Annotated in this window: 20 protein-coding genes and 1 tRNA gene; 7 read left to right on the top strand and 14 right to left on the bottom strand. The window is 47.3% G+C overall.

Annotation, left to right across the window (positions count from 1 at the left end; genetic code table 11):
* Positions 1–97: 97 nt before the first annotated feature.
* The 5 genes from METTU_RS16000 to METTU_RS15980 form a co-directional block, all read right to left on the bottom strand.
* Positions 98–541, bottom strand: a complete 444-nt coding sequence (locus METTU_RS16000) for a DUF2892 domain-containing protein (protein ID WP_006892828.1) — start codon at positions 539–541, stop codon at positions 98–100.
* A 717-nt stretch (positions 542–1,258) separates the two neighbouring features.
* Positions 1,259–1,702 carry a DUF2383 domain-containing protein gene (locus METTU_RS15995; RefSeq protein ID WP_006892827.1) on the bottom strand — a complete coding sequence of 148 codons (444 nt, stop codon included), beginning with the start codon at positions 1,700–1,702 and terminating at the stop codon, positions 1,259–1,261.
* A gap of 52 nt (positions 1,703–1,754) precedes the next feature.
* Entirely contained in the window at positions 1,755–2,270 is a 516-nt protein-coding gene (locus tag METTU_RS15990) for a hypothetical protein (RefSeq protein WP_006892826.1), read from the bottom strand.
* A 17-nt stretch (positions 2,271–2,287) separates the two neighbouring features.
* Positions 2,288–2,695, bottom strand: a complete 408-nt coding sequence (locus tag METTU_RS15985; protein ID WP_006892825.1) for a BON domain-containing protein — start codon at positions 2,693–2,695, stop codon at positions 2,288–2,290.
* Positions 2,696–2,862: 167 nt separating this feature from the next.
* Positions 2,863–3,123, bottom strand: a complete 261-nt coding sequence (locus METTU_RS15980) for an ElaB/YgaM/YqjD family protein (RefSeq protein ID WP_006892824.1) — start codon at positions 3,121–3,123, stop codon at positions 2,863–2,865.
* A gap of 1,148 nt (positions 3,124–4,271) precedes the next feature.
* On the opposite strand from METTU_RS15980, the gene METTU_RS15975 reads away from it, so the two are divergent.
* The 5 genes from METTU_RS15975 (at position 4,272) to METTU_RS15955 (ending at position 6,381) form a co-directional block, all read left to right on the top strand.
* The gene (locus METTU_RS15975; RefSeq protein ID WP_006892823.1) at positions 4,272–4,802 is read left to right on the top strand and encodes a hemerythrin domain-containing protein; all 531 of its coding nucleotides are present in this window, start codon (positions 4,272–4,274) and stop codon (positions 4,800–4,802) included.
* A gap of 153 nt (positions 4,803–4,955) precedes the next feature.
* The gene (locus METTU_RS15970) at positions 4,956–5,186 is read left to right on the top strand and encodes a hypothetical protein (protein ID WP_006892822.1); all 231 of its coding nucleotides are present in this window, start codon (positions 4,956–4,958) and stop codon (positions 5,184–5,186) included.
* A 64-nt stretch (positions 5,187–5,250) separates the two neighbouring features.
* Positions 5,251–5,481, top strand: a complete 231-nt coding sequence (locus METTU_RS15965) for a glycine zipper domain-containing protein (protein WP_006892820.1) — start codon at positions 5,251–5,253, stop codon at positions 5,479–5,481.
* A gap of 13 nt (positions 5,482–5,494) precedes the next feature.
* A complete protein-coding gene (locus METTU_RS15960) occupies positions 5,495–5,938 on the top strand; it encodes a phage holin family protein (RefSeq protein WP_006892818.1) in 444 nt (147 codons plus the stop codon).
* A gap of 74 nt (positions 5,939–6,012) precedes the next feature.
* A complete protein-coding gene (locus METTU_RS15955; RefSeq protein WP_254258016.1) occupies positions 6,013–6,381 on the top strand; it encodes a hypothetical protein in 369 nt (122 codons plus the stop codon).
* 174 nt (positions 6,382–6,555) lie between these two features.
* On the opposite strand, the gene smbP is transcribed toward METTU_RS15955, so the two are convergent.
* The 7 genes from smbP to METTU_RS25095 form a co-directional block, all read right to left on the bottom strand.
* Positions 6,556–6,873 carry a small metal-binding protein SmbP gene (gene smbP, locus METTU_RS15950; RefSeq protein ID WP_006892815.1) on the bottom strand — a complete coding sequence of 106 codons (318 nt, stop codon included), beginning with the start codon at positions 6,871–6,873 and terminating at the stop codon, positions 6,556–6,558.
* Between the two features lie 99 nt (positions 6,874–6,972).
* Positions 6,973–7,149 (bottom strand): CsbD family protein, encoded by a 177-nt coding sequence (locus METTU_RS15945; RefSeq protein ID WP_006892814.1) that lies wholly within the window; start codon positions 7,147–7,149, stop codon positions 6,973–6,975.
* Positions 7,150–7,322: 173 nt separating this feature from the next.
* Positions 7,323–8,033: an HAD family hydrolase gene (locus METTU_RS15940; RefSeq protein WP_496109395.1), complete on the bottom strand. Its 711-nt coding sequence runs from the start codon at positions 8,031–8,033 to the stop codon at positions 7,323–7,325.
* 386 nt (positions 8,034–8,419) lie between these two features.
* Positions 8,420–8,506: transfer RNA gene (locus METTU_RS15935), tRNA-Lys, on the bottom strand.
* Between the two features lie 155 nt (positions 8,507–8,661).
* A complete protein-coding gene (locus tag METTU_RS15930) occupies positions 8,662–9,081 on the bottom strand; it encodes a putative toxin-antitoxin system toxin component, PIN family (RefSeq protein WP_006892812.1) in 420 nt (139 codons plus the stop codon).
* A 5-nt stretch (positions 9,082–9,086) separates the two neighbouring features.
* Positions 9,087–9,311: a ribbon-helix-helix domain-containing protein gene (locus tag METTU_RS15925; RefSeq protein WP_006892810.1), complete on the bottom strand. Its 225-nt coding sequence runs from the start codon at positions 9,309–9,311 to the stop codon at positions 9,087–9,089.
* Positions 9,312–9,712: 401 nt separating this feature from the next.
* The gene (locus tag METTU_RS25095; protein WP_436969958.1) at positions 9,713–10,021 is read right to left on the bottom strand and encodes a transposase family protein; all 309 of its coding nucleotides are present in this window, start codon (positions 10,019–10,021) and stop codon (positions 9,713–9,715) included.
* A 169-nt stretch (positions 10,022–10,190) separates the two neighbouring features.
* On the opposite strand from METTU_RS25095, the gene METTU_RS23730 reads away from it, so the two are divergent.
* Positions 10,191–11,366, top strand: coding sequence for a transposase (locus tag METTU_RS23730; RefSeq protein ID WP_006892807.1), 1,176 nt, complete (start codon positions 10,191–10,193; stop codon positions 11,364–11,366).
* 82 nt (positions 11,367–11,448) lie between these two features.
* Complete coding sequence (locus tag METTU_RS15915) at positions 11,449–11,766, top strand: DUF1345 domain-containing protein (protein ID WP_169624951.1); 318 nt, start codon at positions 11,449–11,451, stop codon at positions 11,764–11,766.
* On the opposite strand, the gene METTU_RS15910 is transcribed toward METTU_RS15915, so the two are convergent.
* Positions 11,767–12,366, bottom strand: coding sequence for an IS630 family transposase (locus METTU_RS15910; RefSeq protein WP_050897707.1), 600 nt, complete (start codon positions 12,364–12,366; stop codon positions 11,767–11,769). It abuts the gene before it with no gap.
* Positions 12,363–12,573, bottom strand: a 211-nt coding sequence (locus tag METTU_RS24615) for a helix-turn-helix domain-containing protein (RefSeq protein ID WP_254258014.1), incomplete at its 5' end; no start/stop codon positions are given. The genes METTU_RS15910 and METTU_RS24615, both read right to left, overlap by 4 nt.

Genomic DNA, 12,573 nt, shown 5'->3' with positions numbered 1-12,573 from the left:
GAGGGTGAGAGAGGAAAAAGAGCATTGAGCTGCCCATAAAACAGAACTATGGGCATTAAAAATCCCAATAAACCACTTTTTTAAATTTTAATCGTGATTAAGTGGGGAGGCTCGCTCTATTAATCCGACAGCCTCCTAGCCGGACTTTAAGCGCGTATTTTTCCCGGTCGATTTCTCCCCGGGTACGGATACCAAACCGGCGTAAGAGGGGTAAGGGAGGGCACCATCCTTGTAATCCATGCTGCAACAAAAACGGCAAAACAATGCCGGGCAGAAATAACCATTTTCGATTTTTGGTTAAGCCAAGAATCAGACCGGTTAGGGCTAACGTAGAGGCATTGACTTCAAGCACTCGCTCTATATCCCATTCCTTATCCAGCATTTGAATACGCTCAAGAATTTCTTCCTTGCTTTTGCCCTTATAATGTTGAATATTTATATCTGTTTGAAGATCTATTTCTTCGTTGATATGGGAAGTGGTGGAGCTACGAACGCGATCCAGGCTTGATCTTGTTGAATCTTCAGCATTAAATATAGACATAGGTACCTCCAAATTAAAAAAAAATTCGCCGCATAATCACAGCAATATCTATTCTTTACTTGTGTTTCACCATTCCTTTCTATCCAGCTGGTGCATTAAGACAATTAACGTCTTATCAATTCCGGATTACGTACAATTTTGGCCGAACAACTGGCGAACTCCTCAAGTAGCCATCATGCCGGCATGAATTTGTATAGCTGACGATCCTTGCTAATCAGGTTTAATAGTTAATAACTGATGTTACGCAGTTAGTCGAATTTCGACCGCTTTAACATTAAAAGGAGTCGCTAGCGCGACACTTGATTAAATCGGGTTGTCGCACCCGAAGGCGAGTTACTTTCTTTTGCTTCGCCTCGGCAACTGCTCCTGCGTTGCTCTACCTCCTGCATCCATGCAGTCGAAAAGAAAGTAACCAAAGAAAAGGCGACCCGGTTGCCGCTTACTTCCTGCGCTCCTCGCTTTTATCGAGGGTCAGCAGAAGGGGCTCCTGCCCCTCTGCTGACGCGCGGCATCCCTGCCGCGCCCCTAACGGGCTGTTCTCGATAAAAGCTCCGGTGCTCGGCGCGGCAAACGGGAGAAATACCATCCGTGCGTAACATCAGTTAATAAAGTGAGTTGGACTTTTATTTAAAACCCGGTAACACAATAAATAAAGTCAGCGCGAATCACTTTAGGTCCACGCTGACATCACTTAAACAGTAGACTAGGCTGGAAAGCCTATTCAGATGCCGTGTCTAAAAGCCGATCCAAAGTGTGTATATGGGATTGTTGCGCAGGCAGCAGCTTTGTTTCAATTAAAGCGCGAGCATCTGAAGATAGCTCAGTATCCTGCAGTACTTTTTCATAATCATCTGCACCACTTTTTTCTCCTTCCTGCAAAGCCTTTAGTGCAGCTTTTTTACCCAGCATATTAGCCCCTTCTAGGACTATTTTTGCCCAAGTGCCCCAAGCGCCTGAGTCTTCACAGGGAATTCCTCCCAGTCGATGGATGAGTGCCTGTAAACTGGAAACCGCATCTTTATGAGCCTCATAAACGGGCTGTAAATGCTCTGATTCGCCCAGGGTGACATTTTCCTTAAGTTTATCCACAGCCTGTTGGTACGTTTCCGTTGCTGATAATTCATTTTTCAGCAATTTGTTGAGTGTTTCAATGTTATGCATATAAACCTCCAATGTGATTATTTTTTGATTACGTGCAATAGCATCATCAAGCTTAAACTGACGCTTCCCCAGTCGAGGAAATATCCTCTGCATGAGCCTTTTCGAAGATATCTTTTACCTTATCAATCGCTTCGCTGTTTGTCGTATGTACAGAAATCAAGGCACTTCCTCCCTTGATTTTTCCTTCGTAGCGTTTGGCTTCATACTCAGGAATACCCAGCCCAATTAAGGCTCCAGCCAAACCTCCAGTGGCAGCGCCTACTGCCGCACCACTCAATGCCCCCATAATGGGCCCTGCTGCAATTAACGGACCGACGCCGGGAATAGCCAGAGCGCCGATCCCGGCTAATAATCCGAGCACAGCGCCAGTGCCTAAACCCACTGTCCCACCGATAGCGGCGCCTTCCGGCGCTTTGGTGTGCTTCTCATGAGCAAAATCCTTGGTCGTGGATTTGTCGGGAAACAGCACAGATATATCATTAATTGAAAAACCTGCTGTCTTCAGGTTATTAACAATGATCTCTGTCTGTTCGAGATTTTGAGCGATACAAAAAACTGCTTTAGTCATGTCATTCTCCTGGGCCTTTAAGGCGCTTTATTTTCAAGTTGATTTTCTACTCGCATTACACCATGCGTTTTCTTGGCGATTTCTTGCAGCTTCATGCTTTCTTCTCCACTTGCAACGGGTCCTCGCAAAGTCACCACACCATTACGGGTGATGATTTTTATATTCTGCGCATTGACTGATAGCGACTCATTTTTAACCACAGCTTGCCGTATGGCAGCTGTGATTTTGATATCGCCTTCGGTTTCCTGTTGATCTTCCGGGGTTAACGTCGTGTTATCCTTGTCGCGAACATTGATCTCGGTATTTTCCAATGCTGAGTCGGCCGCCAAATAGATGGCGGTATTCTGTTCGGCTCGAACAGTACCCGTCATCATTATTAAACTGCCCGTCAAAGTGAACATAACTAACAATAAGCGTGTAGACATAGTAAGCTCCTAAATAGTGAGTGTTTCTTTTTCGAAATAATTAAATGGCATCGGCTTTATCCTTCTGATTCAACGAATGACCGCCAACTTTACCTAACCACAAACGGCATCGTTAATCCGCTGTTGCTCGGTAAAACCTGTTATCGCACGGCAACCAGGTCGATGGTCTAGCGACTGCTCATCAGACGGCTTAACAGAAAACCGGCTCCGACGGCTATACCTAGTGAAGCTACGGGGTTTTTATAAATGTAACCCCGGCAGTTTTCTAAAAACTGCTGTTCCACATTTTTCAATTGCTCGCTTTTTTGACCCAGCACTTCTGCCGCCTGAGTGGTTGCATTGGCTACTTTGTCAACGGCCTCGTGAGCTCCTGATCTAAGTCGGTCAACGGTGTCATCGACAGTGCTGGTATTGTCTGTTACTTCCATAATGGATTCCTTATAGAAAATGAAAAAGGATCAGGTAAGTTTTAAAATTTGATGATTTCAAAACCATGCTGATTAAAGATGGCACGCCGACCTTTACAGTCTTTTAAATGGCTGCAGGTGGACTGAACGATTAATGATTGAACACTAAATAAATAATGACCAGAACAATCGTCGGCACGCCCAACAGCCAGCCTATAGCATATTTACCCATGATGTATCTCCGTTAAAATATTCGTGTATATAAATGTCTATTTATTGATTTTGGCTTACATTCAAACATGCGGTTAAAAGACATCATGATGCAAGCTGGTATGAAGTTTATGGGAAAATCGTCTAAGAGTCGGTGCGTTGTCGCACATTGGAGATAAACTGTTTTATCTGACCAGACTCATGTTTTTTGAAAATTATTTTGATCTCCCAAATTTCTTTTTTAGTTCAATTTTCCTCCGGTAAGCCTTCAAATACTTGTGTAAATGTCAAGGTAGCTTAAAGACTCATTGTTCGACCCAACGAGGGTGTAGCTCTTGGGGTCTGATGGTTAGCTCGACTTAAAACCCTTGTCATCTACGCCATCCATACGCACTTGCCGGAATGATGCTGAAGCAGGGCTCCGATTGCAGACGAGCTGGATGGATGATCCTCCATGACTTTGTTTCAGGATTGATCAATGAAAGCGCTTTGTTCTGTTGAACTTCGAGTCAGTATTGATGTGGGCTGTTTTCGGTACAGCGTTGCCGTGGGTTTGTCTTATGGCTAATTGCTAATCAGGATTGCTTTGAACCGGCGCCTTTGGGCACGCCATTTTCAGGAACCAGAGTCCATTGCCCGGTAGGTTCTGCAGTATGCCTGGAATGCTACCGGGCCAATCTCGATCGATGATCAGTTCATAAAACCGGAGTCTGCTGTCGTCACCGATTCGCAGGCGTTTCGGAGCCCGCAAAAAAATCCTACGTTCTTTGTTCGATAACGAACAGACTTAACGAACAGACCATCCTATTATGGTTACAAGCGAGACGAACCATCGCCTTGGGACATAGCTTCTGAGCCGGTTCTGCGAGGTTGACAGCCCGCTACATTCCGCAGCCGTAAAGAGCCGCGTGACGTGGAACCCCCAAGTCTGACCTTTAAAATTTTTTGAGGACAAAGTTATGACGAAGACTGCACTTAAACCCGACATGCAACACGGAGAGGACGCCATCACGTTACTCACTGAAGACCACAAGAAGGTAAAAAAACTATTTGCGGATTTTGCCAAACTCGCCAAGGGCGATGGCAGCGATAAAGCAAAAGCAGAAGTGGTTCGGCAGATATGCATGGAGCTGACCATCCATGCCCAAGCCGAGGAAGAAATCTTTTACCCGGCGGTTCGCGCCGCCATCAAGGACGACGATTTGATGGACGAAGCTGACGTGGAACATGCCGGAGCCAAGAACCTCATTGCGCAACTAGAGGCCATGACACCAGCACACGACCACTACGACGCAACGGTTACCGTGCTCGGCGAGAGCATTGATCATCATGTAAAGGAAGAAGAGGAAAAAATGTTTCCCAAGGCAAAGAAAGCCAAGGTCGACACCGCCACTCTAGGTGCAGCGTTGACCCAACGCAAGCACGAGTTGCAGGCGGAGAGAGGCGAAGCCGAACCACCGGTCAAGGCCAGGAAAGCCAAATCGCGTTGAGTGTTGCCAACATGGCATCCTGCTTAGGCAGCCCTGCGGCTTCGTGAATCCCAGTGCCGGTACTACCAAAGCGGTGGCACTGGCACAGGAGCCGCGAAGTCAGTCAAGAATGAAATGCAACTCAAATAAACTTAACTAGACGAGGAAACTACCATGGAAATTACAGACAAAGTATCCCATTCCGCACATGAAGCTTACGATAAGATCGCCGATGCAACCAGCCAGGCTGCGGAAACGCTTGGCGAAAAAGGCGAACAACTGAAAAAAACCGAGCAGCAATTGATGAAGAATTGCTCAGGTTTTATCAGTGACAACCCCATAACGTCGGTGAGTATCGCAGTAGCGGCGGGCTTTCTGCTGAGCCGCTTGGTGAGCGGCCGTTAGATTGTCAAACATCATGAACCCGACGCCGCAAATGACCTGCGGCTTAAATAGAGAGGAAACCATCATGGAAATAATAGACAAAGCGGCTAATTCCGCAAATGAGACTGTCGATAAGGTCGCCAGTGCAACCAATCAGGCCGCAGAAGCGCTAGGCAAAAAAGGCGAGCAACTCAAAAATGCCGAGCAGCAATTGATCGAGGATTGCCGCGTTTATGTTCGCGACAACCCCATAACCTCGGTGGGTATCGCAGTGGCGGCCGGCTTTCTGCTGAGCCGCGTGGTGAGCGGCCGTTAGACCGTCAAACCTCATGAATCCGGATGCCATAGGGGATGAAACTCCCGGGCAAGCTGCCACGCGCGGCGATCCGGTGAGCGGTTCCGATGTGCTGGAAGATGCGCAGTCTCTATGGCATGAGCTGCACGAACTAACCCATGATCGCTTCCGGCTTGCCGCGCTGGAGACGCGGCGGGCGGGCAAGAGCCTGGTGGACATGATTGTGGCCGGAGTGATGGTTGGCGTGTTGCTGATCAGTGCCTGGCTAGGACTCATGGCCGCCGCCTTGCTGGAACTGGTCGAGCATGACGTCGTGGCAACGAGTAGCGCTATCCTGCTTGCCGTCGCTTTCAATTTGCTGCTCGTACTTATACTATTTGGCGCGATACGCCGTAAGAGTCGCTATCTACAATTTCCCGCGACCCTTCGCAGTTTTCAGGCCACGCCCTCTGGGCGACGGGATATGGAGAAGACATGATCAAGGCCTACCTTCTAAAGCGAAACAAACCCAAGTCTCTGAGGGCTCAAATCAAGGCTGCGGAGCTAGAGCTATTGAACCGTCAACGGAGGGTCGGTGTTCGCACCGCCACGTTGGTCCGAAACATCCATCAACAGGTGACCGCTCGGGCCACTTTACTTCTGGCTGGCGGCATCGGTTTTATCCTTGGCGAACTTACCCAGCGCCAAACCACCCAATCACGTGGCGCCGCCGATAAGCTACGCACTACCGAGACTACACCCTTGAGGACTGCGCTGAACCTCATGACCTCGATCCATACCTTATACATGGCCTTGCCTCTAGCCTGGATGATGAAGTCCTTCTATCACCCGGACTTGTCGGGTCAAACGCCCGAACGGCAATTCCAACCGATGACATCGGTTCCCAATAAAACTGATAGCCGCCGAAGATCAAGGCAATAGCCGAGCACGTCCAATATGACACACCTGTCAATCAGCGCCCAACATGAGCTTGGTGCGGTCTATAATTTGTGCGTTTGGCAATTTTTATCGACCGGCGCTGGTGCAATTTTAAAATGGCAAAAAAAAGCGGGTTATTCACCCGCCGTTCCTTGTGTTACCGAAACCGACGTTCTGTTATTGCGCGGCTTTCAGATGTGTTACGGCTTCTTCGGCGGATTTCTTCGCCAAGTCGGTATGCTTCAGTTTGCCGTGATCGATAGCATCATTCAGGCTCGTGATGCCTGCATCCAAATGTTCATCGGCGGTTTTCGCATGGGCCTTCGCTGCCTCCGCATGTTCTACGATAGCCTTGCTATCGTCGGCTTTAGCTGCGGCCTCTGCGTGCTTGAGCGCTTCCGTCATGTGGCTTTCCCCGGCATAAGCACCAAAGGAGGCTAAGGTCAAAAAGATGCCAGCCCATAAACCGGTGAGTTTCATGTTGGTGTGTTTCATATTCATTTCCTGTGGAAAAAGTATTTGTGAGTCTCTCGTTGCCGCCATGTAGCAGACCAGTCTGTCTGGACTTGTCTGCACAGCTCAGCAGTATGCATTTTATTTGTTTTTCTTCAGATCATCCTTAAGATCACCAAAGCCCGCTCGCCCCTTGCCGACGTTTTTTTGGACATTACCTTCTACTTCCATACCCTTGTCGTCTAACACCTTGCCGGTGACTTCCTTGACTTTACCTTTGGCTTCTTCGATTCGGCCTTTTACTTGATCTTTGTTCATGAGTGTCTCCGGAAAATTAATTTAGCCATGACCGAATAGTCATGACCAAAGCCTGGAATAATGTAACTCCCCATCGCTTATCGATAATACTACATGCTAAACCGAATGTGTTCGGTGCGTTAATGCACATAGATTCAGCTATATCCTTAAATGCGCAGGCTATTTAGAACCGCTTAGGTGCGGTAAGAATAGTTACGGATTAAGTTTGCAACTGCCTCATGACAGCATGGCTTTATTGACGGCATATCGCCGCCTTTATCTTTCTTCTGCCGCGTATGCAAAACCGGCCATCGTCCAAGAGTAAAGTGGTCCACGGAAATACCGATATCGGCTGTCCGCAGGGCTGCGGCATCATTGATTCCATCGCCAAGAAACCCCACCACATGCCCATGGTTACGCAAAACGCGAACGATGCGTTCCTTATGTGCCGGCGTTAGGCGCGCGAAGACCGTGTTGATTTCCACCGTCCGAGCCAAGGTGGCATCATCCATTGCTTCAGTTTCTGCTCCCAATACTGGCATACTGATCGATAAGCCGACAGCCCTGCATACCTTCGAGGTGACCCGTTCATTGTCACCTGTCAGGATTTTTACATCAATGCCATGATCTTTCAGGGCTGGCGCTACGGTTTCCTTGGGAGGATCAAGGAAAGCAGTGTATCCGACCAAAACGAGATCCGACTCATCCGCAAGGCTGTAGGTTTCCCGTAGCGGTTCAAACTCACGGATTGCTACGGCAATCACGCGCATACCATCGTCGTTCAGCTCATTGGTGATGGACCGAACTTTGGCTAACCGCTCTTCATCCATTTTTTCGACTTGATCGCCATGTTTAAAGTGATTGCAGACGGCCAGAATTTCTTCCACGGCACCTTTGCAGATCAATAAAGGCGGTCTTGTCGCTCGCTGACAACCACGGACATGCGACGTCGTTGAAAATCGAAAGGAATCTCGTCGATCTTGTGAAAGTTGCGGGTTACCTCAAGTTCCTGATGAATCTCTCCGTGTTCCAGAATAGCTACGTCCAGCAGATTCTTGAGTTTTACAATTCAAATCAAGAATTGCTGGCTCTTGAGATTTTTTTAATTTAGCTGTTTTAGATGATACCGGGTGGGTGGGCACGTTTTTAGGTAAAAAATCGGCCTATTGTATTGCGGTTTGTTGTGGCTTGTTTTTTCGAAGTGCCCCATCAGTGCCCTACGGGCATAAAAAAACCAGCATGAAAGCTGGCGTTTTTACTAAATAACTTTGTTATTCAAAGGCTTTGGTAGTGGGTTGTCCGGGATTCGAACCCGGGACCATCGCATTAAAAGTGCGATGTAAACCTCTGCCATGCAACTGCATACTACCTATAACTCCTTATAATCAACAGCATGTCAAGCATTAGACGTCGTGTAAAGTAGCATGCCGTAGTATGAACCACTGTAGTTTTTGCTGTAGTTTTTGATCTCGCACAAATCGTGTCGAAGCCTATTTTCATCGGTGTGTGTGGCTCCGTTGGCTGTCGATGACATCATTGAAAGCCTTCTAATGTAGCCAAAAAATTGGCTGCGCTAACGATTGGAGTCATTCGAATATGCTCCATTGACAATAGATCACGTTTATCACCAGTCACGAGAAAATCAGCTTTACTCTCCAAGGCGATTGCTAATATCGGGTTATCGTCAGGATCTTTACACAAGTCAACTGTGGGCAATGTCGCATAAACAAAAGCATTAAATTTGAGACCATTGACCATCTGCCCTGCTTCAATTGGATTAATGAAATTTCTCAATTTTGGATACCGACTGACACGACGAAACTCTTCCAGTTGCCACTCCGATGTAAACAACTCAAAGCGTTTCTTTTTCCAAGCCTGATAAATTTTATCCGGCGGCGTGTCAACGGTAATAAGTGCAGCAATCAGAATGCCAGTGTCTAAAACAACTCTCATCCTAATTAATGAGAAACGGCTTCTTCAATAGCAGCAAGAATTTCATCTTGATTAAATTGCTTATTACGCGCCTTCACTTTATCAGTTACCAAGTCAAAGAGATGCAACTGAACTGCTTCGTCAACAAAATGGGAAATATCACCCTTTTTCATACCAGTTCCCGCCAGGTAGGTGCGTAGAGCTTTATCTGTGGCTTCAGGAACTACGACGGACCATCTTACTCTGTTCATTTTTAGCCCTTGTATATATTAGGTTTAAATGAATTCAATTATAAACGTTTATGCGCTTATACGCATATTGATTTTCAACTGTATCCGTTGCTAAAGTGCCAACCAGTAAAGCTGTTTTCTCAATGCCAGCAAAACATTTACCCAAGTCCTTTCATGCATCTATTTTGAATTAAAAACTGATGTTACGCAGTTATTCGAATTTCGACCGCTTTAACATTAAGGAGTCGCTAGCGCGACACTTGATTGAATCGGGTTGTCGCACCCGAGGGCGAGTTACTTTCTTTTGCTTCGCCTCGGCAACTGCTCCTGCGTTGCTCTACCTCCTGCATCCATGCAGTCGAAAAGAAAGTAACCAAAGAAAAGGCGACCCGGTTGCCGCTTATTTCCTGTGCTCCTCGCTTTTATCGAGGGTCAGCAGAAGGGGCTCCTGCCCCTCTGCTGACGCGCGGCATCCCTGCCGCGCCCCTAACGGGCTGTTCTCGATAAAGCTCCGGTGCTCGGCGCGGCAAACGGGAGAAATACCATCCGTGCGTAACATCAGTTAAAAAGATTGCCGAGACTAACTTGTAATGGCCTGACCAGTCATTAATACCACTCAATAACGAGCACAACACTATCATTAGTATGTCTTCCAGTTTATGTAATTTATTCTTTGTCTCCCTCCGTGGATCGGGTAATTCCTTGCAGTAGACTTGGGGATTCGGTAACATTCCTGCTTTCATTTACGCTCTCAAATCTATAGCATACCAAATCTTGGTTTATAGCGCGATTGCCCTGGGTCCGGGCGAATTGCCTCAAATAAAAAGTAACCGAAGAATCTGCTAAAAAAGAGTCGATGCCTCATATTGTGTGTAGCCGAAAGTAGCAGGGGTTAACACAATGGGAAAACAGGAACGACGGGCATATTTGCAAGCTATCAGCAAACGATATTGCCGTAGCGACAAAGCCAATAAACAAAAAATTCTGGACGAATTTTGCGCAGTTTGTAGCTATGCTCGCAAGTACGCGATTCGTCTATTAAATCGCAAACAAAATAGCCCGTCCTTGCCACGAAAGCGACCGGGTGCCAAGCCGAAATACCATACGCCCTCGCTCATGGAACCGCTACGCCGCATCTGGTTTGCCAGCGACCAACTGTGTGGTAAACGGCTCAAAGCCGCACTGCCGTTATGGTTGTCGCACTATGAAAACGAATACGGCACCTTGTCAGAAACCGTTCGTGGCGATTTGTTGAAGGTGTCGGCCGCAACACTGGATCGCTTGTTGAAACCTTTGCGTGTTCAACACTCGAAAGGCCTGTCTGGCACCAAGCCAGGCTCCTTGCTAAAAACACAGATCCCCATTCGCACCCAGCATTGGGATGAAACTCAACCGGGATTCATGGAGGCCGACACGGTCGCCCACTGCGGCAATTCCTTGGCAGGCGACTTTGTCTGGAGTTTGACCATGACCGATATTGTAACCGGCTGGACAGAATGCCGAGCCACGTGGAATAAAGGTTCACAGGGTGTCCTTGAACAGATACAGGCCATTGAGTCCGTCTTACCATTCCCTTTACGTGGCTTTGATTGCGATAACGGTTCCGAATTCCTAAACCATTATCTATTGCGATATTTCACCGATCACCCGGCCAGTCCGGCCTTTACCCGCTCAAGGCCCTACAAGAAGAACGACAATGCCCATGTCGAGCAAAAGAACTGGACTCATGCCAGACAGCTGTTCGGTTATGATCGCATCGGCAAACCTGAGTTGGTGGCAATGATGAATACGGTATACCGCTCACTGTGGTGTCCGTTACAGAATCACTTCTGCCCTAGCCTGAAGCTTAAGGAAAAACATCGTAACGGTGCAAAATACATCAAGAAATATCATGCCCCGCAGACTCCTTATCAGCGCGTTCTTGATCATCCCGATGTGTCTGAAACAACCAAAATCGCTCTCAAAAAACAACATGATCAACTTAATCCGTTTGCCATTAAAGCCAATATTGAGCAACAATTGAAACTCATTTTTTCACAAGTCTCGGTAACACCTAATGTGAGGCATCGTCTTTGACCCTTCGGTTACCTTTTTCTATGAGGCAATGCGCCGGGGGATATTCAAATTTATTTTCACCCTACAAAAGAATAATTGGCTTATGTTGCGACATCTTAAGGTACGTCCTCGACTGACGACAGCATTAGTGCTTATAGGTATTATCCATTTCTTTTTGTTGCCGGAAAACTGGCGAACCGTTACCAGATTATTGACGGCCTGGGATTTTGGCATCTTCCTTTACCTTATACTGATATCAGCTATGATGAGTAAATCGGATGTAGATACAATACGATCGCGAGCGGCCGAACAAGACGAGGGGGCTTTAATAATCCTTGTCTTCACCATCATTACGGTCATGGCAAGTGTGGTCGCCATTGTGGAAGAACTGGCAACTGCAAAAGCCCAGCATGCTAAGTAGTTACGCAAAAGTTATTTGGAATTTTTTACCGATGTCACTCAGGATTTCCAACACCCACTTTTTCAAGTGTCCGTAACTTTGATAGGCATCAAGCGGCAACCATTCGTACTTAACTTTACGCCAGAGTATTTCGATCAGGTTCAGCTCCGGGCTGTAAGGCGGAAGAAAATGTAAGCACACACCACGTTGTTGCCAGCCCGCCAGCTTTTCTTTGAATACGCCGCTACGATGAATGGAAGCATTATCCAACACCACACAGCACGGCACTTTAGTTTCTTCGTACTTGCCTGCATACGTTTCGACAAACGCATCAAAGGCATTGACAACCGTATCCGTTGTCACCGATTGTTCGGAGCTGTGGAAAAACAGATCATTGCTGCGACTCAAAAAACCTAACACATTCATGCGCTTGCTACGATAGCAGGGTATTTGTCGGGTCTCGCCAATCCGTTGCCATCCATAGGGTACACAGGGTGTCGTGCTAAATCCGGATTCGTCAAAGTAGTAAAGCTTCAATTCCCCATCATCCTCTTGCTGTTTCAAGGCCTTCAGATATGCCTTATCACGTTGGAAATCTGCTTCATTACGCTTTCCCTTCACTGATTGCCGACAACGTTTCCAGGCATAGGCACTTTTTTTAAAATTCGTTTAAAGGTGTCAAGGCTGGCTTCCTTGCCCGTCTCCTCCAGCAATCGTGCTGCGGCGGCCTTGGGCTGGTGTGGGTTTTTGTCAATATAGCCCAGAAAATCGGCTTGTTCCTCAACCGTGAAGCGCACAGGCCTACCGCTTCGTGGACAATCGTAAAGC

Source organism: Methylobacter tundripaludum SV96 (assembly GCF_000190755.2).
GTDB lineage: Bacteria > Pseudomonadota > Gammaproteobacteria > Methylococcales > Methylomonadaceae > Methylobacter_A > Methylobacter_A tundripaludum.
This window is presented reverse-complemented; position numbering and strand designations above follow the sequence as displayed.